This is a genomic window from Actinopolymorpha sp. B11F2 (assembly GCF_040195635.1).
Taxonomy (GTDB): Bacteria; Actinomycetota; Actinomycetes; order Propionibacteriales; family Actinopolymorphaceae; genus Thermasporomyces.
In genome coordinates this window covers 165,033-189,952 of record NZ_JBEFTX010000003.1, presented here as the reverse complement: position 1 = coordinate 189,952, position 24,920 = coordinate 165,033, and the positions used below count along the sequence as shown (strand labels likewise).

Below are 24,920 nucleotides of genomic sequence, written 5' to 3'. Positions count from 1 at the left end.
ACGGTGCCGAGGTGGCGCGGACGGTGTGGACACGATCTCTCCCCAGAGAGTCAGACAGTCGTGCGGCAACGAGAAATCGTTGGTTCCGGCGCCGGTGGAATCCAATGATTCTGCTGAGGCAGAATCATCAGCTGTGATCCGGTACGTCTTCACCGCGACGTCATTGGCCGAGACCAGGTTCGGCTACTCGCCGCTTCTCGAAGCCCGCAACGCTCTGCGGCTCCTGCATCCGTTGACCCGCGCCAACCATCCGGTCTACGCCTCGTGGCGTCGCGTGACTCAGCAGGCCATCGACAGATCCGACCTGGACCTGCGGTTTCTCTACGCCCTGATCCCACCGCACAACTACACGCCCGACTTCCTCGCTCCGCCCGCGGGCCGGGAGCCGCAGTCGATCGACGCCGAGCTGTCCGCTGTCCGGCGTACTCCCCTGACGCGCGTACGCACCGAGCTCGGACTGATCCAGCACTGGTTCACGCCCGGCACCAGCCGGCATCGGTGGGCGGAGGCCCGTGCCCTGATCCGGGCGCCCGGGCTCGTCCGGGACCGCGCGGCCGAGGAGCTCGCGGCATTCTGGGACGTCGCCCTACGGGCTGACTGGCCGCGAATCCGGGCATGTCTGGAGGCCGACGTCGCCCGCCGCGCACGGGCGTTGGCGCGGGGTGGGCCGGGCCTCGCGTTCGCCGGACTGCCCGACGGTGTGCGCTGGCGACGGGACACCCTCGAGGTACGCCGGCCCTTCTCAGCCGAGGTCTCGATGAACGACGAGGGCCTCGTCCTCATGCCGTCGGTCTTCGCCGGTCATCGGCTGGGGGGCGCGACGGATCCGCCGAGCCCACCAACCGTGTGGTACCGCGCCCACGACGTGCCCCAGGTGTGGGAGCCGCGCCAGGGTGTCCCGGCACCGATCGTCGCGGTGCTCGGACGCACGCGGGCCCGGTTGCTCGCGGCCCTGTCCCGACCGGTGTCGACGACCGCGGCGGCTGGTGAGCTCGGCATCGCCGCCGGTCACGTGGCCCAGCAGCTCGCCGCCTTGCGCTCGGCCGGGTTGGTCCGTTCCCAGCGGGTCGGACGCGAGGTGCTCTCCATGCGTACCCCTCTGGGCGACCACCTGCTGGCCGGCCCAGACCACCACGACGAAGCGGCCTGGAGGACCTGCGAGCGGGCGGTGTCCCGCTGACGAGCAGGCCCACACCAGCTGAGCAGGAGGCTCACACCAGCTGACGAGCGGGCCCGCAGAGTCGGGGTTCACCCCTACTCCAGCATCTTCCGCGCGTTGTCGGGCGGGGTGTCGCGGTCGCGTTCCAGCTACCTGGCCACTGCCGCGCGGAGCTCCAGGACGTCGAGGCCGAGGTCGAACCCGGTCGAGGAGGAATGCCGCCCCGTCACGAGGGCGTGGAGCACGTGCGCACCCTCGGCCAGGACGAGATGGGGGAAGGTCAGCGTCTGCCGAGCCACCGAGCCACGGTAGGTGTCGACAGGCGGGCCGAGCGGTTCACCGTCGAGCGAGAGCTGATGGATGCCTCCGGCGGGCGATCCGCCCAGCGTCAACCCGAGGTTGCGGGATCCGAGTCCACTCGTGTCGAAGGCGACCTCCGCCGTGTCGCCAGGGCCCGTCGCCCGCACGAGCAGCTGGGCGTCGCCCGACCACTTGCCGCCGTTCATTCCCTTGTTGGGTTGGACTTCCACCGGACAGCTGGACCGGCACCCTGGCTCCAGCGACTCGACCTCGATCCAGACCGCCCGCTCCTCCCGCAGCGCCGTGACCATCCGGCCCGGATGGTCCGTGATCACGCCGTCGATACCGAGCGGCATCATCTCGCGCACGTCCGCGGCCGTGCTCGTGTTGGTGAGGACACCGAGACCGAGAGCCTGGACGCGTTCGACCTGCTCCGGCGGGAACCGCGCCTGCCCCGTGCCGATGAACGCGGCGTACTGGGCGATCCTTTCCAGCTCCGCCAGGTCCGTGTCCGCGCGTACCGTCAACGCCGCCACCGTTACCTCGGGACGAAGTTCCTTGTAGCGAAACGCATACTCTCGTTCGATCGACGCCACCACGAACCTGCCACTGTCACCGGAGGCCTCGAGCGGACCGCCGCGACCATGCCGGTCGAGGCACGCCGCCACTGCGGCGACCATGCCCTCGTCCTGCGACGGTCGCTTCATTTCGATCAGCAGCCGGGCGCGGTCGCCCACGAGGTCGATCGTCTCGTCCAGCGTGGGAATCCGTTGACCGGCGAACCGCTCGTCGTTCCAGCCACCGGCGTCGAGGCGCCGCAGCTCGGCAAGGGTGAAGTCACGCACCCGCCACGGTGCACGATCAGGAAACACCCGCGTGGCGTCAGTTGTCCGCCTCAGGTTCGCGTCGTGGAAGACGACCAGCTCCCCGTCCGCGGTCCGTCGTACGTCGAGTTCGATGACGTCGGCACCCTGGGCGAGCGCCTCCTCGAATGCGGCAGAGGTGTTCTCCGGTGCGTCACCGGACGCGCCTCGGTGCGCAGCAATCACCGACATCTCCCCTGCTCGTGCAAATGACCACGCTGAGCAGGCCCCTGGTAGCTGGACAGGTGCCGATACCTATCCCAGGTTCCGAACGCATGGGCAGCGTGGTCATTTGCGGCTCTCTGGCCACTAGCTGACGAGGCCGGACTGGTAGGCGAACACCACGAGCTGGGCGCGGTCCCGCGCGGCGAGCTTGATCATCGCCCGGCTGACGTGGGTACGCGCGGTCGCCGGGCTCACGACCAACCGCTCCGCGATCTCGTCGTTGCTGAGTCCCTCGCCGACCAGGCCGACGATCTCCCGTTCGCGGTCGGTGAGGGTGTCGAGCTGCGGGTGCGGCTTCACCGCGCGGGGTGACCGGGACGCGAACTCCCGCACCACCCGCCGCGTCACCGACGGCGACAGCAGCGCGCCTCCCTCGGCCACGAGCCGGATCGCCTGCAGCAGCTCGCTCGGCTTGGTGTCCTTGAGCAGGAAGCCGCTCGCGCCGTAGCGCAACGCGTCGAAGACGTACTCGTCGAGTTCGAACGTCGTCAACACGATCACCTTCGTACCCGCCAGCTCGGGATCGGCACAGATCCGCCGGGTCGCCTCGAGCCCGTCGACGCCGGGCATCCGGATGTCCATCAGGATGACGTCGGGCCGATGTTCCCGTGCGGCGGCAACGGCACCGAGCCCGTCACCGGCCTCGCCCACGAAATCCAGGTCGTCCTCGTTGTCCACCAGTGTCTGCAGGCCCAACCGGACCAGATCCTGGTCGTCGACGATCAGCACCCTGATCACGCCGCACCTCCTGTCGGGATCGACGCCCGCACCATGAACTGTCCATCGTCGGTGGGTCCGGCGGTGAACTCCCCGCCGAGTGCCTCGACGCGCTCCCGCATACCTGGGATGCCGAGCCCACCGCCGCGGCTGCGTACGGCTCCCGCGGGGTTGGAGATCGCCAGCGTCACGGCGTCAGTCTGGTAACCGATCCGCACGGTGGCAACCTTCGCCGCGCCGTGCCGGAGGACGTTCGTCAGCGACTCCTGGACGACCCGGTAACCGGCCAGTTCGACGGCCGCCGGAAGGGCGCGGCGCTCGCCGTCGGTTTCCAGGTGGATGTCGACTCCGGCGTCGCTCATGCGTTGGCGAAGCTCGTCGAGCCGCTCCAGACCGGGTGCGGGTGTCCGGTCGGCATCCGCTCCGGTCCTTCGGACGACCGCCAGTGTGGCGCGGAGCTCGTCGAGGGCCGCGGTGCTGGTCCGGCTGATCGCGTTCAACGCGACCTCCGCCTGCTCGGGGCGCTTCGGCAGGACGTGCAGGGCGACGTCGGCCTGCATCTTGATGGCCGCGAGCCCGTGGCCGACCACGTCGTGCACCTCCTGCGCCACCCGCAGCCGCTCCTCGTCGACGTGCTGGCGGACCGTCTCGGCCCGGGCCTGAGCCGCTGCCTCACGGGTCAGGCGTACGGTCACGCCGATCGCGAACGGCACCACCACCCACGCGGAACCGGGGATGACGCCGAGCAACCCCGGCAGCGACGCACTGTTGGTGAAGATGTGCGCCAGCAGGATCACCAGGGCAGCGGCGCACGGCGGCCAGGCCCGCGCGAGCGGCAGATGCCGGGCCACCGTGTAGACCGCGACGAAGAACGAGAAGAGGATCGGTCCGTACGTATACCCGAGCACGAGATAGGTCGACGAGCACAGCGTCGCCACCGCCAGCGTGACGAGCGGCCACCGCCGCCGTACGGACAGGACGAGTGCAGTGGCGATCACCAGGCCGAAGCCCACGGCGTCGATCGGGCGGTCGGGCGACATGAACGCATTCGCCGACGTTGTCCCGGCGAGCCCGACCACGGTGAGCACGAGCGCGAGGGCGATGTCGCCGATCAGCGATCTCGAGAGTCTCATCTGTCCGCAGTCCTCACTGGATGTCCGGTGCTACCCGATGTCGCGGCGATGCAGGAGCCAGCCACCGACCATCGTGAACGCCAGCAGGTACGCCGTGACCACGAGGGTCGCCTGGCCCGACCCGACGAGCTCGGCCACCCCTGGCGTGTCCGACGATGCGCCGAGCGTCGCGACGAGGGAACCGGCGTTCGGACCGGGGAGGCCCTTCTGCAGTTCCGCCACCCAGTCCAGCAGGGGTGCCGCAATGGCGGCGAGCAGGTTCTGGATCGCGAGCAGCCACACCAGTCCGAGCCCGACCGGCAGCGCCACCGACCGCAGCAGGACGGCCAGCAGCACGCCGAACGCGGCCCACATCATCGTGACCAGCCAGCCGGCGCCCACTCCGAGCGCGATGTCGGTCGCACTCGGCCAGTGGAGCGGTTGGTCCTCCACGACGGCGACGAGGGCGCTGGCGGCGGCGGACACGCAGACGAGCGCGCCGACGAGGACGAGCGACCCGGCGGCGACCGTCACCAGCTTGGCGGCGTACGCACTCCACCGGGACGGCCCCTGCGCGAAGACGGTCTTCCATGTCTCCCATGCGTACTCGCTGCCCGTCACGAGGACCCCGAAGATCAGCGCGAGCGCCCCGACGAAGACGGGCGTTCCGCCGATCGCGTTCCCGACGAACGCATCCGGCACCATGGCGGCCAGCCCACGGTCGCTGTTCGGCGGGCCCGAGGTGCCACCGGCATAACCGGCGTACGGAATGAGATAGGCGAACGTCAGGCTCAGCAGCACACCGATGGCCAGCAGCAGCCAGGCGGCGGGCCGGCGCACCTGCTTGGCGAGTTCGGCGCGGACGTTACCCCACATGGGTCGGCTCTCCTGTCAGCTCGAGGAAGATCTTTTCGAGGTCAGGCTCGCTCCAGCGGACCTCGCTGACCGAGATCCCGGCCTGGACGAGTTCGGTGTTGATCCAGGCGGCCTTGGCGGCGTCGATGTCCACCGCCAGCGCTTCGCCGTCGACGCGTACGAGGTCCGGGCCGGCGAGCGACGCGACGAGATCGCGCGCCACGTCGAGCGGGTCGGCGACGATGCGGAGAGCGCCACCGCTGCCCAGATCGGCGACGGTCGTCTCCGCCACCAGCCGGCCGCGCGAGATCACGCCCACGCGGTCGCAGATCTGTTGGACTTCACCGAGCAGGTGGCTCGACAGCAGCACCGTCCGGCCGGCGTCGGCCAGTCTGCGGAGGGTGACACGCATGTCGGCCATCCCGGTCGGGTCCAGGCCGTTCGTCGGTTCGTCGAGGATCAGCAGGTCAGGGTCCTTCAGCAGGGCCGCGGCGAGGCCGAGGCGCTGCTTCATGCCGAGCGAGTACTTCGCGTAGCGGTCCCGCGCCCGCTCAGCCAGGTCGACCGTCTCGAGCACGGCGTCGACGCGGCGTGGGGCGACACCCGCGTGGCGGGCCAGCACCCTCAGGTTGTCCCGGCCGGAGAGGTACGGATAGAACGCCGGACCCTCGATCAGCGCCCCCACCCGGTCGAGGTGACCTGCTCCGGGCGGGTGGCCGAACAGCCGCAGGCTGCCCTTCGTGGGTCGGACGAGTCCGAGCAGCATCCGCAGGGTCGTGGTCTTGCCGGCGCCGTTCGGGCCGAGGAAGCCGTAGACCTCGCCCGGCTGGACGGTCAGGCTGAGCTCCTCGACCGCCGGCGTACGGCCGTAGCGCTTGGTCAGCGCGGTGGTCTCGACGGGATTTCTCATGCCATCGAGGCTCCCCGATCCTGCCTCGGCGAGCGTCCCTCGGGAAGCGGCTCCGTCGCTACGCCACTCGACGTAGCGGTCGGCCGCCTGACCACGCGGGGGCGTACGCAGCGGGTCGCAGGCGTACGTACGTCCGCCCGGCGTACGAACCCACTGAGGCGGTGCCCGGTTCATGATCATGCGTGGGAAAGGGGCGTTCCCCAGCGCCAGAAACCACAGGTTCCCACGCATGATCATGAACGACACCGCCTGGGTGCAGCCGCTCGCGCGGGATGGACCCGCCGCTATCGACCGTCGAGGTGGACGGTCTCGCCGAGGCTGGCCGACCGGTAGATGGCCTCACTCAGCTCGGCGACCCGTAGGCCGGCCGCCGGCGGCGCCGGGTTCGGCGTCTCCCCGTTGATCGCGGACCACCAGGCCTCGTGCAGGTCGGGCGTGCGCGGAAGGTCCAGCCGCTGCTCGATCGACCTCCCCCGCGCGAACGTCACCCGCCCCGTCCGCCACGGATGCTGCGGCTCCACCTCGTAGCGCAGCAGCCCAGCCGACCCGGAGACGACGACGGTTTCCATCCAGGTCGTCGCCAGGTCGCCCACGACGGCGAGCTGCCCCTGGACGCCGCCGGCGAAGGCGACGGTCGCGGTGGTGTTGATGTCGACGGGCGAGCCCACCTGGTCGACAAGGGCCGACACCGACGCCACCGGCCGGTCGACGAGCCAGAGCAGCATGTCGGCCAGGTGGGAGCCGCTGTCCATCAGCATGCCGCCGCCGGACAGCGCCGGATCCTGCCGCCACGTGCCGGCCGTGCCTGTCAGCCACCGCTGCCCGCACGTGATGATGATCGAACGCAGCTCACCCAGCTCGCCGCCCGCGATCGTCTCCCGCATGAAGGTGTACGCAGGATCGAAGCGGCGCTGGTACCGCACCATCACGGTGACGCCCGCCGCCTCGGCCGCCGCCTCGATCTCCCGCGCCTCTCTCGCCGCACACGTGAGGGGCTTCTCGCACAGCACGTGCAAGCCCCGCTTGATCGCGCTCATCACGATCGGGAAGTGCAGTGTGTGGGGAGTGACGACCGTGATGGCGTCCAACTCGACCGCCTCGAACATCTCCTCGGCGGAGGCGAAGGACGGGACCTCCGCCACCATCGGAACCCGCGATCGGAACAGCTCGAGATTCGACTGGCTGGGCTCGGCCAGCGCGACGATCTCGAACTCCGCCGTACTGGCCATCGTCTGCGCGTGCCCCGTCGCGGCTCCCCCACACCCGACGACGCCGACCCGAAGCCGTCCCATCGGCCCTCCCACATCTGTCGTTCGGTCCAGGACACAGATGTGTGGAAACCTTTCCACACATCCCGCCCGCGGAACACGGCCCGGCCACAGGGCGGTCCTGGACCGGTCAGTCCATCTCGCGGGAGGGGCGGCGCCTGTCGCGGTTGGACCAGTGCGCTCAGCGGATGAACGTCACATCCGGATGCCGCGGCGACGGCCCGTCGAGCAGCCGCTGGTGCAGGTGCCGCAGGTGCTGGTCGAAGAAGGCCGTGACGCACGCCCGCACCGAGGCCGTGACCCGTACCGGGTCGACCGTGCCGATCGACCCCGAGACCCGCTCGGGCGGCACGTCATAGGCCGCGTCGATCTGTGGCAGGAGCACCTGCTGGTCAGCGAACGTGAAGTGCTCGCCCTCGGCAACGTACAGGTCCCGCTTCCACCCGGTCGAGTTCGCCCAGAACTCGCGCCACTCAGGTGCGTCACGGTGGGTATGTGGCAGCCCGCTCGTGAGACCCGCACCCATGAGCATGAACGGCCGGTCGAGACCGTGCCCGACGACATCGCCGAGGTCGTTGTCTTCGAAGCTGTACGCCATGCTCCCGTCCATGTCGATGCCCGCGTCGATGCGCCGGTCGACCAGCATCGCCTCAGCCGCGGCGAACCCGCCCGCGGAGTGGCCGAACACTCCGACCCGGGTCAGTTCGAGCATCCCGCCGAGGCCGTCCGGCAGTCGCCGCCGGCCGGCGTCGGGATTGCCACCCGCCGCGAGCACGCCAAGCTGGTCGAGGACGAAGCGCACGTCCGCGACCCGCGCCGCCAGCGCCACGTGGTTCCGCTCCGTGGGCGTGCCGTCGAACGGTGCCGGCAACTCGAGCCGGCCGCCGGGGAACTCCACCGGCGCCTCGTGGGTGTGGTCGACGGTGACCACGACGTAACCGCGGCTGACCAGTTCCTCGACCAGCACGGTGCCGAGCGCACGGGGGATGCGGGCGCCCGGCGAGAACACCACAACGGGGCGACCGCCGGGTCGGCCGAGGACGGGTGGCGAAGTCCGTGCGTGCGTACGAATTCCCGCCCAGTCCACCTGTCCGGGGCGCAGGCCGAGCTGCACGTCGGCGCTCGCGCCGAAAGCCTCGGCGGCGTGCGGCCGGAAGTACGGAGTCGTCGGTGACTCCCCTGGCCACCTGGCACGCGCCGGGTACCACACGCTGACCATCAGCTCCCGTTGCCGATCCGCCACCCACGGGTCGCGGCGGTCGCGGTCGACCAGATGGAGTTCGGTGGTGCCGACGCGATGCGGGCCGGTGGGTTCGGGCAGGCGGGGGCGCAGCGACTCCTCCGCGCGTACGCCCGCACGCTCACCGATCGCCGAAGACGGCGAGCCGAGGACCGAGTCGGCGGTGCCTGCCGAAGCGGGCGCTGTCGTTGCCGGAGCGGGAATGGCGTACGCCGAGGTGCTGACAGCAGTCGGGACGAGGGCAAGGCTGGTGAGGAGGAGTCGTCTGGTGAGGGTCATGGTCCCAGCCTGGGTGGCGACGCTGCTTCGGGCGTCCGCCGAACGGTCACCGCCGGATGCGACGAAGGTTGTAGCCCACCTGGCACCCTCACTGCCCGATGGCTAGCCGCGCCCAGGGATCTCCTGGTCGGATCGTGCAACCGTGCGTTCGGTTCCCCACTCACCAGCGCTCCCCACACCTGCCGGACCCGACGACGCCCCTGGAATAGCCCGGCGGGGCAGAGTGGTTCGCCTGTCGTGATGGCGCCTTGAGGCGTCCGACTTTTCCAGACGTACGAAGGAGTCCACATGCCGAAGCCGCCACTCTCCCCTGACGTCATCACGCTGTTGAGGCAGCCCAACCCGGCCGTCATGGCCACTGTCCGGCCGGACGGTACGCCCGTCTCGGTGGCGACCTGGTATCTCTGGGACGACGAGCGCGGGCGCATTCTGCTCAACCTCGACGCCAGGCGGAAGCGCCTCGAGCACATCCGCGCCAACCCCCGCGTCTCCCTGACCGTGCTGGACGGCGACTCGTGGTACCGGCACGTGAGCGTTCAGGGCACCGTGACGCTCGAACCCGATTCCGATCTCGCCGGCATCGACCGGCTCGCCAGGCACTACGCCGGCAAGCCCTATCCGGAGCGGAAATACCCGAGGTTCGACGCCTGGCTGGACGTCGAGACCTACCACGTCTGGCCATGAACACGACCCGGCAGGCCCATCGCGATGGCTTGACGCCCTCCTGTCTACCGGCTAGACATACGGGGCACCCCGGCAGGCAACGGCGGGCGAATCGAACGTGAGCGGGCACTCACGTTCGTCACAAGGGGTTGGCCGACATCACCGAATCGACTTACCGCGTCGTGGTTTCCCGCGACGGTACGACCTGGCACGCCGACGTGCCAGGCATCGAAGGCGCCCAGACCTCCGCGCGCACGCTTCCCGCACTCGACCGCCGGGTGCGGGACATCATCGTGCGGACGGCGCGGCTTCCGGACGGCACCGGGTCCTCTCTCGTCCTCGACTGGCACTTCCACACCGGTGACCGCGTCCTCGACGACGAAGCCGCCCGGGTCCGCGCACTCCGATCCAGGGCACGCGAACTGGCCGACGCCATCCACTCCTCGACCACGGCCACGGCACGCCGGCTGGTGGCACAGCGCGTGTCGGTACGCGACGCGGCCATCATGCTCGGCGTCAGCCCGCAACGGATCTCCCAGGTCACCCGTACACAGCCGAGGGCGAGCTGATGATCGCCACCCGCCTTCGCACAAACAAAACCGGACGAAATGTCCCTATTGCGCAACCCGCCCCTTGCGCTGACCGTTTCTTCACAGAAGGAGCAAGGGAGTAGACATGCACGAGGACCCGGCGCTCGATGACGCCGCGCGGGTCGATCTGCTGCGAATGATGGTCCTGCTCCGGACATTCCACGATGCGATCCGGCGCGAGGCCGACGCGAGGCGGGCGACGACCGCGGCGGTGCAGGTACCGTCCAGGGCGCGCGAGTGGCAGTCCGGCACAGGTGGACGGACCGACGTGGCCGAGCGGGCCGGCGCAGGTGGGCGGGCCGGCGCAGGTGGGCGGGCCGACGCAGGTGGGCCGCTCCGGCGGAACGGTCCGCGCAGCAGTCTGCTCGGCTGCGAGCCGATGGCGGCCGGGTTCGGCGTACACCTGAACTACGACGACTCCGTCTCCGCGCCACGGCAACCGCATTATCTCGCGATCGCACGGGGAATCGACCTGCGCTGCGTGGTGGGCGAGGCGATCGGAACCGCGCACGGCCATCAGTCGCCGGAGGAATCCGACGGCAGCGCTCCATGGTCGGTCCCCGGCCTGCGGACGTCGGGTCCGAGCGCGGAAGGCGCCGGATATCTTCCCGCCCTGGGACGGGCGTTCGGCTATCAGGAGCAGGGCTCGAATCGGGTCGCGGTCGCGATCGTGGACCAGGCCACGTCGGCGGAGGAGGGTTTCCGGTCGGCGACCCAGCTTGCCGATCTGTGGAAGCTGCCGGTCGTCTTTCTCCTCTGCACAGACCGCCTCGCCGCCGCATCCGAGTCCACCGGTGACCTCGCCGCCGGGCATGTGCATGACTACGGCATCCCGAGCGTCCGCGTGACGAGTGTCGCGGTCGAGTCCGCCTGCGCGGCCGCCGAACGTGCGGTACGACGGGCCCGGGCAGGTGAGGGTCCCTTCCTCGTCGAGGTGCGGACGATGTGGCCCGGGCCGCCCGAGGCAGCTTCTCCCGGCGCGGGCGCGGTCCAGGATCCAGTCATGAGCTACGAACAGGCACTACGAGAGCGCGGTCTCGTCGATGACACACTCATGGCTCAGATTCACGCCGAGGCGACCTACCGGGTCGACGACGCGGTGCGTGATGTCGTGGACAGCCACCGCGAGGGTCCGGACAGCTGCGCCCTCTGTGCGCGGAAAGCGGCTTCCTGAGTGCTGCGGCCGACAGGGCCGCCGATCACGCGACTTTCCGCCTGTTCGCGCGAGCGGCCCGGCGCGTCACGCCAACGGTTCGGGCGGCGGCGTCGGGTCGGTGAGGTAGCGCTGCAACGTGGGTCCGAGCCACGCGACGACCGTGTCTGGACTCGCCGACGCCAGAGGTTCGATCCGTACGACGTATCTCGCAAGGGCAATGCCCATGAGTTGTGAGCCCACGAGCTCCGCCCGCAAGGGTGCGTCGTCGGTACCGATCACCCGCGCGACCTGCCCCAGGATCTCCCCCTGGACGAACTCCCGCAGCAGTCCCGCCGACTGGTCGTCGGTCGGTGCCGAGCGCAGCAGGGCGTACATCGGCTCGAAGCTGCCGGCGTCATCCCAGACCTGGAGGAAGTGCCGGATGATCCGTGGCCCTAGCTCGTCGAGCCCGCCTTCGAGCAGTGCGGCGATGCGGTCCGCGGGGTTGGCCGGAAGTTCCATCGCTGTGGCGAACAGCTTCGACTTGGTGCTGAAGAAGTAGTGCACCATCGCCGGGTCGACCCTCGCCTCGGCTGCGATCTGCCGGATGGTCGCCCGGTCATAGCCGTACCGCGCGAACGTCGATCGGGCGGCAGTGAGGATGCGTTCCCGACTCTCCGCCCCGGAACGCCAGCGGCCCGGCCGGCGCTGACCCTGCCCCCGCTGGCTCGGCTGGGCCTCATCCTGCTGGGCCTCATCCTGCTGGGCCTCACCCTGCTGGGCCTCACCCTCCTGGGCACGCCGCCGAGGTGGGGACCTTCGCGAGCGGTCCGTGCCGCCCGCCTCGTTCGTCACGGCCGCATGTTACTTCATCGCTTGTTGAAGTACGGGTGAACTGCTGGTAACGTCCAACAAACTCCACCATGCGATGAAGAATGACCTGTCGGGTGGGTAACCGCCGGATCCAGGCCGGTTCGGAAGGGTCGCCATGGTCACGTACGTACGACGCCTGGACAGCGCCGACACCTGCGACGTCACGCTGGCGGGGGGCAAGGGAGCGGGCCTCGCGGAGCTGATCCGCGCCGGGTTCCCCGTCCCGGCGGGATTCGTGGTCACGACGAACGCCTACACCGACTTCCTGGGGGGCAACGCCCTCGCCAGCAGCGAACTCGCCGGCAGCCACGCCGACCAACTGCGGGACCGCATCTCCACCGCGCCCGTTCCCGGCGCGATCGCCGACGCGATCCGCGAGGCCTACCGCGAGCTGGGCTCCGGGCCCGTCGCCGTGCGTTCGTCCGGCACCGCAGAGGACCTGGCCGACGCCTCGTTCGCCGGACAGCACGACACCTATCTCGACGTCACGGGCCAGGAGTCGGTGCTCACCGCGGTGCGCGACTGCTGGGCCTCGCTGTGGACACCCCGGGCCGTCGCCTACCGCGCACAGAACAGCTGGGACGAACGCGGTCTCGCCCTCGCGGTCGTCGTCCAGACCATGGTGGACGCGGAGTGGGCGGGCGTGATGTTCACCGCCAATCCGGTCAGCGGACGTCGCGACCGACTGGTGATCGAGGCTGTCCGCGGGCTCGGTGAAGCCCTGGTCTCCGGTGAGGCGACCGGCCACCACCTGGAGGTGGACAAGGGCACGGGCCAGCTCGTCGACAGTGTCGATTCGCCACCGTCACCGCTTCCGCCCGGGCTCCTCGACGAGCTGGTGAAGCTCGGCACGCGGGTCGAGGAGGCGTTCGGCCGACCGCAGGACATCGAGTGGGCCTACGCCGAGGAGCGCTGCGCGCTGGTCCAGGCGCGGCCGCTGACGGCACTTCCCGACGCACCGGACGCCGGCGGGGAGAGCGAAGGCCCGCCACGGCGGCAGAGCCGAGGGCCGCAGCCGGCCGGGGACCAGCGCGACAGGAAGGGGCGCGGGGGACGTCGGCGCAGGCGACGTGGCCCGGACTACCAGATCGCGGCGGACCACATGCCGTACCCGCCGTTTCCGATGGACCTGGGGCTGTCCTTGCGGCCGGCGGTGGGTGCGATTCTCGACGGATTTCGCTCCGCCGGCTTCGCGACGCCCGACGTCGACGACGTTCTGATCGAGATCGACGAGGGCGTCGTGCAGGTCGTTCCACCGCGGATCCGGCCCACGGCGCGAGTGCTGACTCGTACGCCCGCCGCGCTGCCGAAGCTGGTCCGCGCCCTGCGGGTACGCCCGACGGACTGGCTCGCGCGCTGCCACGCCACGCTGGTCCCGCTCGTCGAGCGGATCGAGGCGGAGGACCTCACCGCGCTGTCCGACCAGGAGCTGCTCGACCGGGTGCTGGAGTTGCGGCAGGTACAGGGTCAGCTGGCCCCCACCCGATTCAGTTCCATCGTCCCCTGGGTGCTGCCCGCCGACCGTGTACTGGGGACGGTCCTCCGGCTGGCGGTCGGCCGCGGCCGCGGCGAACAGCTGCACACGGACCTTCTGTCCGGGATCCCCTCCGTCACCCAGGCGGCGAGCCAGGAGCTCGACCGGCTCGCCGCCACGATCCATCGGTCGCCCGACCTGTCGCGGACCTACGCCGAGACGCCCGCCGAGGACATCCCGGAGCGGCTGCGGGAGACCGAGCCCGGGCGCGCACTACTCGGCGAGATCGACGCCTACCTGCGGCGGTTCGGGTTCCGGCAGATCGCCCAGCCACTCGCCGGGTTCCCACCGCTGCGCGAGACACCAGCGGCCGTCCACGGCATGCTCAAGGGACACGCGCCGGCCATGGCCGACCGTCGCCCGACCGTCGAGACCGCACAGGACGACGCGGCCCGCGCTGGACGTGCCCGCGCGGACCTGGCTGGCGGGAAGGTGCGTACCCGCGTGTTCGGGCCGCTCGCGCTCAAGCTGACCGACGCCGTACGCACCGGCACCAGCGTGCGGGAGGACAGCCACTTCCACCTGTTCATGGTCGCCTGCGCGGCCATCCGTCGCGTACTCCTGGATCTCGGGCGGCGCTATGTCGAGCGCGGCCACCTCACCGACGCGCGGGACATCTTCTACCTCGAACTGGACGAGGTGACGACACTGCAAGGTGTGCAGGTCGGTGCCGTCGTCGCCCGGCGCAAGGCCGCGCGCGAAGCCGCCCTCGCGACCTACACGGTGGTCCCCGCCGAGCTGCTCGGCCAGCCGACCCCGGAGGCGGGAGCGATCCATGGCACACCGGCCAGCCGTGGAACGGTGGTCGGACCCGTGCGCGTCATCCGCGACGAGACGGACTTCGGCCGGCTCGCCCCCGGCGACGTCCTCGTCTGCCGGTACACCAACCCCGCGTGGACACCGCTGTTCTCGCTCGCGAGCGCCGTGGTCACCGACGCGGGCGGGGCGGCGTCGCACGCCGCGATCGTCGCCCGCGAGTACGGCATCCCCGCCGTGATGGGCACCGGTGACGCGACCAGGGTGCTCACCGACGGGCAGCTGGTACGCGTCGACGGCGGCACCGGAACCGTCGTCCGCTTGGACGCCCAGACCAGCACCGGGTAGCGGAGGCGCCGGTCGCAGACCTGGCTCGCGAGGCGGCGACGGCCGGTGTTTGATCAACGTTGAGGACTTCGGAGGCTGCCGGCGCGGCTTGGTCCAGCTGGATCCGTGGTTGACCAATGGTGGCGGATTCGCCGCTCGTGGAACAAGCTGGGGTGGTACGAAAGCAACCCGCCTATCAGGCACCGCGACGGGAGGTGGCGGGGTTGCCGAGCGTCGATGCTGACATTGCCGTCGTCGGGCTGGGTGCCATGGGAGCGTGTGCCCTGTGGCGGCTCGCGGACCGCGGGACCGATGTCATCGGCTTCGAGCGCTTCGACCCGGGTCACCCCTGGGGGTCCACACACGGGTCGACTCGCCTGTTTCGTACGGCATGCAGAGAACATCCCGTCCTCGTCCCGTTGGCCCAGACCTCGCTCGGTCTGTGGCGGAAACTGGAGGAGGAGTCGGCGCGCCCGCTCCTCGACATCACGGGCGGGCTGATGATCGGCGCACCCGACACGCCGGTGGTCGCCGGGACGCTGGCGGCGGCCACCACGTACGACCTTCCCGTGCGCACACTCTCCGCCGCCGAGGTGACCGACCGCTTCCCCCAGCATGCCCGCCTGCCCGACCATCACATGGCGGTCTGGGATCCCCTCGCCGGCGTGGTCCGGCCGGAGGCCGGCGTGCTCGCCGCGGTGATTGCGGCGCAGAAAGCCGGTGCCACGGTCTATCCGCGCACCGACGTGAGCGGCATCGACCTCGTTGCCGGCGGGGTCCTCATCCGTACGGCGGCTCGCGACTTCCGTGTCCGCCAGGCGGTCGTGACGACCGGGCCGTGGTTGGGGAAGCTCGTGCCCGAACTTCCTCTGGAGGCGGTGCGTACGCCGATGACGTGGTTCGACGCCCGCGACGATCCGGCGTCGTTCGAGCTGAAGCGGTTCCCGGTCTTCATTCGTACCCTCCCGGACGGCACCGGCATCTGGGGACACGGCGCGGTCGACGGGCACCCGTCCAAGGTCGGCCTCAGCGACGACCCTTCGCTGCCCGTCATCGACCCGGACCAGTGCGACCGCGCGATCTCACCCGCCGACTACCGCCTGCTCAGCGAGATCGTCACCGCCGCGCTGCCCGGTCTGCATCCCCACCCAGTCCGGACGACCACCTGCATGATCACCCGCTCACCCGACGGTCAGTTCCAGGTCGGCCGACCGCACCACGATCCGCGGCTCGTCGTCGGCGGTGGCGGCAGCGGTCATGCGTTCAAGCACGCCACCGGCATCGGCGAGCTGCTGGCCCGGATCGCCTGCGACGAGGCGCCATTCGTCGAACTCGACGTGGTCGACCCGAACCGATTCCTCCGCTGAGTCGATCTGGCGACCCGACCACCTGCGTGGGCGTAGGCACGGGCGTGGCCGATCGGTGGTCAGTAGCGGTGCCGGCGATGCGGGTACGCCCGGAACGGTACGCGGGGCGCGACGCCGGACCAGTCACCGGGCCGGAGCTGGCGGAGGCTGCGGAGGAGGTCGAAGGTCAGCCAGCGACTGAGGTCGGGATGGTGGGGGTGTTCCCACAGGCCGAACGGTCCGCGGCGTTGCTCGAGGAACTCGACCAGGCCGGCGATCCGTGCGTCGTCGAGTGCGGCTCCCGCCCGTGCCGCGATGTCGAGAACCAAAGCCGGGTCGAAGCGGGCGTAGTAGGTGACGAACCCCGACGGCGGCTCCCGGCCGGTCAGTCGCGCGACCTCGGTGCCGAGGGCCCATTCGTCGCGGGACTCCCGCTGCAGGAGGAGGTCGAGCGCCCGCCGGGTCCGCGGAGCGTGGGCGAGCTCATCGTGGAGGACGAGGCACGCGAGTGCTCCCTGCGTGGTGGTCCGACAGCCCCGCGATCCCGGCAGCTTCCGGTAGCCCGCGATGAAGCCCGGCTGGCCGTGCGCCTCACCCATCGGCCACGCCCCGTCGTCGAGCTGGTGGCCGAGGAGCCAGTCGTACGCACGTTGAGCGCGAGGATCGGTCGCGTAGCCGGCGGCGGCAAGGCCGCGCAGCGGCAGCGCGACCTGCAGCGGCGCCATCGAGTAGACGCCCTCGGATCTGCCGCGGCGGAACAACCGGAGTGGCCACGATCCGTCGCCGTCCTGGAGAGCGAAGAGTCGCTCGGCGAGTGCAGCTACGGCGGGGTGGTCGCGGCCGATGCCGTGATACGCCCACCGGCACAAGGCGAACGCCAGTGCCTTGGGATCGGCAGACGCGCCAACGCTGAGCTCGAGGGTCGCGGCCCGTAGCCGGGCCAGGTCGGTCACCTCGGGATCGTCCGCCGGCACGTCCATCAGTTCGGTGAGGACCCGGTAGCGCAACGCGGGCGAGGGATCGCACAAGAGCAGCGCCAGCCCGTCCGCGAGGCCCGCCGTCATGGGAGGACCGCCGCGAGATAGGGCGCGGTCGGCGTGGCCCCGAGAGCGATCTCCTCAGGCGTACCGGTCGCGATCACGCGCCCGCCGTCGGGTCCGGCGCCGGGACCGAGTTCGAGGAGCCAGTCGCATCCGGCGAGCAGGCCCGGGTCGTGCTCCACGACCAGCACACTGTGGCCCGCGTCGACCAACGCGTCGAGTGCGCCACGCAACCGGGCCACGTCGCGCGGGTGCAGGCCGAGGCTCGGCTCGTCGAGGAGGAACAGCGTCGGTTTCCGCGTCTTTCTGCCTATCTCGCGGGTGAGCTTGAGTCGTTGCGCTTCGCCGCCGGACAGGCTGTGGCTTGGTTGCCCGAGGCGCAGGTATCCGAGGCCCAGTGCGCAGGCCTGCTCCAGCGGGCGCGCGACACCCGGACGGTCCTGCCACACCTCGCTCACCTCGGCGAGAGTCAGGTGGGTGAGTGCCGACAGGCTGTGCCCACGGACGGCGATCCGGCGGGCCTCCTCGCCGTACCCCGTCGCGTCGCACGCGTCGCACGGGCTCTCGATCGACGGCAGGAATCCCATGTCCTGCTTGACGAAACCCCGCCCGTGACACGCGTCGCACGAAGGCGCGAAGTCCTTCTCGGTCAGGTCGAGCGCCGCGGCGGCGTCGGACTCCGCGTACGCCTGCCGCAGCGCGCGCAGGACGCCGAGATGCTGGCCGGGCGAGTGGATACCAGACCGACTCTGGTCCGACCACACGGTGCGGGGCGGTGCGCTGACGAGGAGTCCTGGGTTGGCTTCTTCCCGGTCGTCGCGGGTTGGGACCAGGGCCCATCTGCAGCACAGGCAGCATCTGCAGCACTGGCACCATCTGCAGCACAGGCACCATCGCCGGACGGCACCAGCTGGTTGGCCGACGTGCTGTGAAACGCGCTTCTGATCGTCCGGCGTACGGCCCCTTTCATCGTCACGGGAACGATCCGTCCGTTCACTGCCAGGCGTTGGCCAGATCGTGACCAATTTGGTGATCGTCACGAGCAACATTTCACCGGTCCCCGGCATCTTGTGTGTGTCGCACCACTTCAGGGGGAGCCCATGCGCCGCCGTCCGCTCACCATCGTGATCGCCTCTTCAGTACTTGCCGTTGCTGCCCTTGGCGGAGTGGCCTACGGGACCGGTTTCGCGTCGTTCGCCGACCGGGGAGCCGCCGGGGAGAACGTGACTTCGCAGGTGCGTTCGCCCAGCCCGACGCCGTCGAAGTCGACGTCGGCGCGGCCCACTCCGACGGCCTCGCCCAGCATCACCACGCCCACCGCCACGGCAACGCCCACGCCGACGCCCACGCCGACGGCGACCTCCACTCCCACGCCGAAGCCGCAGGCGCTGATGGAACTCGAGGACCGCAGCGACGACGTACGTGAGCTCGAGGCGCGGCTGCACCAGCTCGACTGGCTCGCCACCGAGTGGGTCGACGGCTACTACGGCACCACGACCCGCGAGGGCGTCAACGGCTTCCAGGCCCGCCGTGGGATGCCGCGGCTGGGATACGTCGACGCCGCCACCTGGGACCGGCTCGTGGCCATGACCCGCACGCCGACGCGCGCCGAGCTGTACCCGCCGAAGCCCACGCCGGCGCCGAACGCGTCGGCCCTCGACTCGCGCTGCACCACCGGTCGCGCGATCTGTATCGACAAGTCGACGCGTACTCTCCGCTGGGTGGTCGACGGCAATGTACGTCTGAGCATGGACGTCCGTTTCGGCTGCCCGTCCAGCCCCACCAGGGAGGGCGCGTTCACGGTCAACGCCAAGGTGCGCGACGGGTACTCCAACTTCTACGACACCCGGATGCCTTTCTCGCTGTTCTTCAGCGGCCACCAGGCGGTCCACTACTCCGACGACTTCGCGGCGCGCGGCTACAACGGTTGCTCCCACGGCTGTGTGAACGTCCGCAGCTGGGACACCCTCTCGCAGCTGTTCAACGAAGCCCGCGTCGGCGACAAGGTCATCGTCTACTGGTCCTGAGCTGCAAAACTGCCGCCGCGACCATTCGGGGGATTCGGCGACGCGTTGCCCTCACCGGTCAGGGTACTGAAAATCGACGAAATCCCACCGGTCAGGAAGCCCACTGGAGAAGCTGACCTCGTCAGGTGTGAGGGAGTCGTCAAGCATGGCGACCGTGCAACCCTTCACTGTCCTTCCCGGTGCCCAGGCAAATGGTTCGACGTTCGCCGTGCAGTGTGCCGGTGCGTTCGGTGCATTGTGTGCGAACCGCATCGGGCCCGCAGGTACGACACCGGCGTTGACCGAGAAGCTGAACTGAAGTGGATCCTCGGGGAACGTGACTGTGCGGTCACCGATATGGGTCGCCTTGTAACGCAGCAGTGTCACCGTCATGCCGTCGAATTCTGCGGACAATCCGGACCGACGTACGTCGACGGCCAGCAGCGTGACCCGAACAGGAATCCAAACCCGCTCGTTCTTGGCCACGACTGCGGTGAAGGGTTGACCCACTCGAGGTGAGGAGGGTTTGGGCAACGGCACGCCCGCGCGGTCCTCCGTCGGCGAGACGGACGCCAGCGGCGGCACGCTGGGGAGGTCGGTCGGGAAATCGGTGGGGAAGTCGGTTGGCAGGTCCGTCGGGAGGTCCGTGGGCAGATCTCCCGTCGGGAGGTCCGTCGGCCCCGTGGGCTTGGTTCCCGGCGTACCCCACTGGCCAGGCCCGAGCCACCGCTCGCAGTGGGTGTCGAGGAACGTCAGCGCGCTCTCGAACAACGTCCTCAGCGAGCGCAAACTCTTGTCGAGCGAGGCCATGTCCCTGTTCTCCAGGTCCTCCTGCATCGTCTCGATGGCGTCCACCCCGGCGTAGATGTCCTTGGCGAACTCGCGATCGGTGAGCTTGTCGGCCACCTCACGCAGGTGCTTCGCCTGCTTGGTGAGCCACTGCCTCCTCGCCGTCCGGTCGGCGCCCATCTGCTGCAGCGTCACCATGTCCTGACCGAACTCGGGGGCCTCGTTCTCGATCACCCGGCAGTCCGCGGCGTAGTCGGGCCCGTTGCCGCCGCCGTAGAGCGCCCACAGTCCGATCCCGACCCCTGCCACGAGCAACACCACCGCGGCGATGATCAGCCACGTGGTGGTACGCCTCTGCGGCTCCCGGGACTCCGGTGGCGGTGAGTCGGTCATCAGTGCGTACCTTCCTGTCGCGGACGACGGGCGTGAAGGACTGCCAGCGCCACCAGACCCAGGCTGGCCAGCACCAGAATCGCCACCAGGTAGGGCGCCGCGGACCTTGCCCGGCCGCTGAGTGTCTGGTTCTCGTGACGGGCTGCGGGCTCGTCGTCGAGCGGAAACTCGCGCGCCAACGCCGCACGATCGACCTTGGATTGGCCACCCATCCACCTGTTGCCGTTGCTCTTGTCCACCGCACCGCCTGTGACTCCTTGCCTGGCCAGTGCGCCCAGCCCCGGCCAACGATCCTGGAACGCCCGGCTCCCGACGGACCTACTCGGCACCAGGGCGAAGTCGACACCGCCTACCTGGAGCGTCCAGGTCTTCTCGACGTTGCCCTCGGTCCACTTCTCCGTGGCGCGGTACTCGCCCTTGGTGAACGACGTGACGTACCGCTTGAACGTCTGCTCCGGACGCCACCGACCCGCGTCGGCCCAGCGGTCGATGGTGCCGCTGTCGACCAACCCGGCAAATGACGTGTCACCATCCGTGGCACGTTCGCGGTACCACTCCGCGGCGACCCGGCTCAGGTAGATCCGGCGTAGAGCCGCGAACTCCGGAGCGGTGTTCACCTTCTTCTTCAGATGCGGCAGAACGACTCGCGCGTAGACGTCGAACACTCTCCGCTTCTCCGCCTCCGACATGCCTGGACACGCCGTGCTGCCTCCCTGAAGCTGCGGATCACCCGCGCGAGGCTGGTAGTCCCACTGCTCGACCTTCACGTCCAGAGGTGCGTCCAGGATGTAGAACTTGTTGCCCTTCTCGTAGACCTGCGCGATGTCCGGAGTGATCCACAAGCGTGTCCCCGGGAAGCAGTCTCGACCGGCCTCGCGCCAGAACCGCGCACCGAGACTCCGCTTCGGGTGGAGAGCCCAGGAGGCCTGCTTCTTGAGCGTCAGATCGGCCTCGAGCATCACCTGACCGACCTTCGTACGGGCGAGCTCGGAGTCCATGATCTTGTCCGGCTCGTTGGGCTTGAGGTTCACCCAGAACGCCGTACGCGGCAGGGCCAGCCACACGAAGAACGCGTCCGACGCCTGCGCCGCGTTCTCGAGCCCGTCCCCCAGACCCGCGCCGCCGCTACCCGGTCTGACCCGGAAGGCGTAGTCGATACCGACGGCACCGTTCTTCCGGTCTAGAGCGAGGTATCGGAGCTCGAGCGTCGAGAAGTCGATCCCACCTGCCTTGGCGCTGTCAAAGAACGTCTTTGCGTGATTGGCGGAAACCGCGGCTGCCCTCGACGCCGGCACCCTATGGGGGAATCCAAAGGCATTCTCGCCGACCGTCCTCAACGCCTCGAACCACCTCTGGCGTTGGTCGGGAGGGAGCTTGTCCGCACCATCGACAAAGAACCATCCCCATGCTCGATCGATGATGTCCCGCTGGCGGTAGAAGTCTTCACGCGTCGCCCGACATCGACCATTGACGATGAAGTTTGCATCGAATGCCGCCCACATGAACTTGTGGAACATCCGAAGATGAAGCCTGTTGTTGATGATCCAGTCGGCCGACTTGGAACCATCGTTGCCGCCCTTGATGACCCCGCGAAGATTTTCCATCGAGTGCAGCAGGTCGGGAGGAAGAATCCCTCGGCAGGGGTTTGGCACTTGCTTTCCATTTCTCTGCCAAGTCTCAGCCCAGTATTTTTGCGGGATGGCATGGTGGATGACGACGGCTCCGAACCATTGGGGTCGGGCCAGGAAGTAGCGCTGCTGGTACACCTTGTTGGCGCCCTTTCCGCCCCACACTGCTTTCAGCCGATCCCAGTGTTTTGGATCGACGCCCGGTGGCGGTGGCCCGGTCGGTCCTGGAACCTCGTCTGTTGCGCCGCGGGCCAGCGACGGTGGAGCCGTAATCAGGCAGGTGCAGAGGCACAGGAAGGCCACCAGGAACCGCGATGCCGTACGGCGCCGACGGTGTGTTGGTGTTTCCCCGTCCGGAACACCGCCCTCACCGCCACGCGTGCGCCCGGACGTCGTGGTTCCCGCCTCGCCGAAGCGCGAACGTCTTCGGACTGCCTCGTGATCGGACACGAACATCACCCCGTGAGATCCGGTGCCGCATGCTCGGCGGACGCCGACATCGGCAACCATGATCAAGGGCGGGTAGTGGTGCGCCAAGGTCTTTCGATCACAGTCGAAACGAGCCGGCGCCGAACCCCGCGGAAGCTCAGGATGGGCGGGCGACGTCAAGGTCGAGCTGGGCGATCACGTCCTCGGCGCAGGCATCGGGCGTGCGCGTGGACGTGTCGACCTCGGCCGCGAACCTCAGCCCGTCATGAATGTCGACCGCCTGCGTGGCCGCCCAACCAGCGGGGCGGGACTCGGGGCGACTCGCCTCACGCTCGTTGAGGATCGCCACGGAGCAGACCACTGCGACCAGCCGGAGGTCGTACGCGTCGAACATCGCCAGACACTGGTCCCGCAGCCCTAGGTCCCCGTACGGAAGTGAACCGTCGACGATCAGGTGGAACCCGGCCTCGACCCAGGCGGCCAGCGACCGGTGGAACGCCAGGACCACCGCAGCCGGCGACCGTCCCGACGATTCCCATCCGGGATGCGTGGTGGGTACGGCGGGGAAGGACCGGTCCGCCTCCACCCACACCGCAGGGAGCGGCAACCTGCGTTGCAGAGCCCCTGCCAGCGCCGTCTTCCCTGCCGACGAGGGACCGGACAGCAGGATCACCACCGGCTCCGCGCCGGCAGGCACGCTAGCTAGGTACGTCCACAGCCAAGATCCTCTCGCGGACCTCGTGCGCCCGGGGTGCCTGGTGGAGTGGCCGCCCGGGTGCCTCCCGCTTGTGGTGGGTCACACCGCGCGACAGCCGTTGCCAGCCCCCACTCGTCACCGTATGGTCGTAGACGAGTAATCGTCCACGAGGAGCCGGGCAAGAGGAGGAGCCAGCACCGTGGCCAAGCGGCGAAAGGTCGGCAATCTGCTCGCCCTCGCCGTGCTCTCGGTGGTCCTCTCGAGGCCGATGCATCCCTACGAGATGGCCTCGGTCCTTCGCGCCCGCGGCAAGGACCAGGACATGAAGATCAAGTGGGGCTCGCTCTACACCGTCGTACAGAATCTCGAGAAGCACGGCCTGCTCGAGGCGACCGAGAGCCAGCGCCAGGGCGGCCGCCCCGAGCGCACCCTCTACCGGATCACCGATGCAGGACGGGAAGAGCTCGAGGACTGGGTTCGCGAGCTGGTCGCCATCCCCGAACGCGAGCAGCCGAGGTTCGAGGCCGGCCTCTCCGTGATCGGCGTTCTCCACCCGGACGAGGCGACCCAGCTGCTCCGCGACCGGCTCACCAGGCTGGAGCAGCAGATCGCCACCCAACGCAACGCCCTGGCCGAAGCGGGTCGCGAGGTTCCACGGCTGTTCCTCGTCGAGTCGGAGTACGACCTGGCGATTCGCGAGGCGGAAGCCAGCTGGATCCGGTCGCTGCTGGACGAGTTCACGACCGGATCGCTGCCCGGCCTCGCGGAATGGCGGGACTGGCACGAGACCGGCCGGATGCCGCCCGAGTTCGAAGCACTCGCCGAGAAGGGCAGCACCAACGACTGACCCACAAGAGAGCAGATCCACGACAGAACGGACCCCGGCGGGTGCGGGAACACCGCGCCGGGGCCCTCGACCTCGAACCGGACCCGCGGAACGGAACCCGGCCACAAGGTGGCAACCGCAACAGTAGCTGGGCCTTCGCTCCCTGAACGGTTCGTACGACACGCATCGTCACGACACCCGAAGGAGCAGACCATGAACGACACGACGAACGTCCGGCAGAAGAGGCGCAAGCTGGTGCCGGAGATGGAGGGGATGACGGCCCGGTGGTACGCCCGGCAACGCAGCTCGGGTGACCAGCTGGAGTCCTACCGCACGGGTGCCGCCAAGCTCGCCGGCGAGTTCCCCGACGGCACCGCCGTGCTCGAGGTGGCGCCGGGCCCTGGGTTTCACGCGATCGAACTGGCCCGAACGGGTCATTTCCGCGTGACCGGCCTGGACGTGAGTCGTACGTTCGTGGACCTCGCGAACGACCGCGCTCGGCAGGAGGGTGTGACCGTCGACTTCCGCCATGGCGACGTCGCGGACATGCCGTTCGCGGCGGACTCGTTCGACCTGGTGGTCTGCCAGGCGGCGTTCAAGAACTTCGCCCGCCCCATCGACGCGCTCGACGAGATGCACCGGGTGCTGCGCGGTGGAGGGACAGCCGTGATCCAGGACCTGCGCAGCAACGCCTCGGCGGCCGAGATCGATCAGGAGGTCGCGAGGATGCGACTCAGCCGAGTGAACGCCTTCATGGTCAGGCGGACGTTGGGGATGCTGCGGCGACGGGCGTACGCACCGGACCAGTTCCACCGCCTTGCGGAGCAGTCCGCCTTCAAGGAGTGCACCCTCACGACGGAAGGGATCGGGATGGCGATCCGGCTACGGAAGCAGTGAGGCGCCGGCCCATCCGGCGACGGGTCCGGCGAGTCCGGCGAGTCCGCCCCCCGGCGAGTCGGG

General features: G+C 69.5%; 22 protein-coding genes. 9 read left to right on the top strand and 13 right to left on the bottom strand.

Going from position 1 to position 24,920, the window contains the following annotated elements:
- Positions 1-133 precede the first annotated feature (133 nt).
- Complete coding sequence (locus ABN034_RS07285; protein WP_349690223.1) at positions 134-1,180, top strand: ArsR/SmtB family transcription factor; 1,047 nt, start codon at positions 134-136, stop codon at positions 1,178-1,180.
- Positions 1,181-1,308: 128 nt separating this feature from the next.
- On the opposite strand, the gene ABN034_RS07280 is transcribed toward ABN034_RS07285, so the two are convergent.
- The 7 genes from ABN034_RS07280 to ABN034_RS07250 all read right to left on the bottom strand — a co-directional run bounded on the left by ABN034_RS07280 (position 1,309) and on the right by ABN034_RS07250 (position 8,928).
- Positions 1,309-2,508, bottom strand: a complete 1,200-nt coding sequence (locus tag ABN034_RS07280) for a glycerophosphodiester phosphodiesterase (protein ID WP_349690222.1) — start codon at positions 2,506-2,508, stop codon at positions 1,309-1,311.
- 123 nt (positions 2,509-2,631) lie between these two features.
- A complete protein-coding gene (locus ABN034_RS07275) occupies positions 2,632-3,285 on the bottom strand; it encodes a response regulator transcription factor (RefSeq protein WP_349690221.1) in 654 nt (217 codons plus the stop codon).
- The gene (locus ABN034_RS07270; protein WP_349690220.1) at positions 3,282-4,397 is read right to left on the bottom strand and encodes a sensor histidine kinase; all 1,116 of its coding nucleotides are present in this window, start codon (positions 4,395-4,397) and stop codon (positions 3,282-3,284) included. Before ABN034_RS07270 ends, ABN034_RS07275 begins: the two co-directional genes overlap by 4 nt.
- Before the next feature lie 30 nt (positions 4,398-4,427).
- Complete coding sequence (locus ABN034_RS07265) at positions 4,428-5,252, bottom strand: ABC transporter permease (RefSeq protein WP_349690219.1); 825 nt, start codon at positions 5,250-5,252, stop codon at positions 4,428-4,430.
- Positions 5,242-6,378 (bottom strand): ABC transporter ATP-binding protein, encoded by a 1,137-nt coding sequence (locus ABN034_RS07260; protein ID WP_349690218.1) that lies wholly within the window; start codon positions 6,376-6,378, stop codon positions 5,242-5,244. Before ABN034_RS07260 ends, ABN034_RS07265 begins: the two co-directional genes overlap by 11 nt.
- 47 nt (positions 6,379-6,425) lie before the next feature.
- The gene (locus tag ABN034_RS07255) at positions 6,426-7,433 is read right to left on the bottom strand and encodes a Gfo/Idh/MocA family protein (protein ID WP_349690217.1); all 1,008 of its coding nucleotides are present in this window, start codon (positions 7,431-7,433) and stop codon (positions 6,426-6,428) included.
- A 157-nt stretch (positions 7,434-7,590) separates the two neighbouring features.
- Entirely contained in the window at positions 7,591-8,928 is a 1,338-nt protein-coding gene (locus tag ABN034_RS07250) for an alpha/beta hydrolase family protein (RefSeq protein WP_349690216.1), read from the bottom strand.
- A 288-nt stretch (positions 8,929-9,216) separates the two neighbouring features.
- On the opposite strand from ABN034_RS07250, the gene ABN034_RS07245 reads away from it, so the two are divergent.
- The 3 genes from ABN034_RS07245 to ABN034_RS07235 all read left to right on the top strand — a co-directional run bounded on the left by ABN034_RS07245 (position 9,217) and on the right by ABN034_RS07235 (position 11,355).
- Complete coding sequence (locus ABN034_RS07245; RefSeq protein ID WP_349690215.1) at positions 9,217-9,612, top strand: PPOX class F420-dependent oxidoreductase; 396 nt, start codon at positions 9,217-9,219, stop codon at positions 9,610-9,612.
- Between the two features lie 161 nt (positions 9,613-9,773).
- Positions 9,774-10,160 (top strand): type II toxin-antitoxin system HicB family antitoxin, encoded by a 387-nt coding sequence (locus ABN034_RS07240; protein WP_349690214.1) that lies wholly within the window; start codon positions 9,774-9,776, stop codon positions 10,158-10,160.
- A 106-nt stretch (positions 10,161-10,266) separates the two neighbouring features.
- On the top strand, positions 10,267-11,355 hold the full coding sequence (locus ABN034_RS07235) for a thiamine pyrophosphate-dependent enzyme (RefSeq protein WP_349690213.1): 1,089 nt from the start codon (positions 10,267-10,269) through the stop codon (positions 11,353-11,355).
- A gap of 66 nt (positions 11,356-11,421) precedes the next feature.
- Here ABN034_RS07235 and ABN034_RS07230 read toward each other — a convergent pair whose 3' ends face one another.
- On the bottom strand, positions 11,422-12,171 hold the full coding sequence (locus ABN034_RS07230; RefSeq protein WP_349690212.1) for a TetR/AcrR family transcriptional regulator: 750 nt from the start codon (positions 12,169-12,171) through the stop codon (positions 11,422-11,424).
- Between the two features lie 133 nt (positions 12,172-12,304).
- Between ABN034_RS07230 and ABN034_RS07225 the strand changes: the two genes are divergently transcribed.
- A complete protein-coding gene (locus ABN034_RS07225; RefSeq protein WP_349690211.1) occupies positions 12,305-14,827 on the top strand; it encodes a PEP/pyruvate-binding domain-containing protein in 2,523 nt (840 codons plus the stop codon).
- 203 nt (positions 14,828-15,030) lie between these two features.
- Positions 15,031-16,173, top strand: coding sequence for an N-methyl-L-tryptophan oxidase (gene solA / locus ABN034_RS07220; protein ID WP_349690210.1), 1,143 nt, complete (start codon positions 15,031-15,033; stop codon positions 16,171-16,173).
- Between the two features lie 59 nt (positions 16,174-16,232).
- Here the strand turns inward: solA and ABN034_RS07215 are convergent, their stop codons facing one another.
- Entirely contained in the window at positions 16,233-17,216 is a 984-nt protein-coding gene (locus ABN034_RS07215) for a prenyltransferase/squalene oxidase repeat-containing protein (RefSeq protein ID WP_349690209.1), read from the bottom strand.
- The gene (locus ABN034_RS07210; protein ID WP_349690208.1) at positions 17,213-17,956 is read right to left on the bottom strand and encodes an excinuclease ABC subunit UvrA; all 744 of its coding nucleotides are present in this window, start codon (positions 17,954-17,956) and stop codon (positions 17,213-17,215) included. The genes ABN034_RS07215 and ABN034_RS07210 overlap by 4 nt, the downstream gene beginning before the upstream one ends.
- Positions 17,957-18,292: 336 nt before the next feature.
- Between ABN034_RS07210 and ABN034_RS07205 the strand changes: the two genes are divergently transcribed.
- Positions 18,293-19,219, top strand: coding sequence for a L,D-transpeptidase family protein (locus tag ABN034_RS07205; protein WP_349690207.1), 927 nt, complete (start codon positions 18,293-18,295; stop codon positions 19,217-19,219).
- A 51-nt stretch (positions 19,220-19,270) separates the two neighbouring features.
- On the opposite strand, the gene ABN034_RS07200 is transcribed toward ABN034_RS07205, so the two are convergent.
- The 3 genes from ABN034_RS07200 to ABN034_RS07190 form a co-directional block, all read right to left on the bottom strand.
- Positions 19,271-20,380, bottom strand: a complete 1,110-nt coding sequence (locus ABN034_RS07200; protein ID WP_349690206.1) for a hypothetical protein — start codon at positions 20,378-20,380, stop codon at positions 19,271-19,273.
- A complete protein-coding gene (locus ABN034_RS07195) occupies positions 20,380-21,984 on the bottom strand; it encodes a hypothetical protein (RefSeq protein WP_349690205.1) in 1,605 nt (534 codons plus the stop codon). The genes ABN034_RS07200 and ABN034_RS07195 overlap by 1 nt, the downstream gene beginning before the upstream one ends.
- Positions 21,985-22,594: 610 nt before the next feature.
- Entirely contained in the window at positions 22,595-23,134 is a 540-nt protein-coding gene (locus ABN034_RS07190) for a phosphotransferase-like protein (protein WP_349690204.1), read from the bottom strand.
- A 199-nt stretch (positions 23,135-23,333) separates the two neighbouring features.
- On the opposite strand from ABN034_RS07190, the gene ABN034_RS07185 reads away from it, so the two are divergent.
- A complete protein-coding gene (locus ABN034_RS07185) occupies positions 23,334-23,981 on the top strand; it encodes a PadR family transcriptional regulator (protein ID WP_349690203.1) in 648 nt (215 codons plus the stop codon).
- Between the two features lie 192 nt (positions 23,982-24,173).
- Positions 24,174-24,857, top strand: coding sequence for a class I SAM-dependent methyltransferase (locus tag ABN034_RS07180; RefSeq protein ID WP_349690202.1), 684 nt, complete (start codon positions 24,174-24,176; stop codon positions 24,855-24,857).
- Positions 24,858-24,920: the final 63 nt, after the last annotated feature.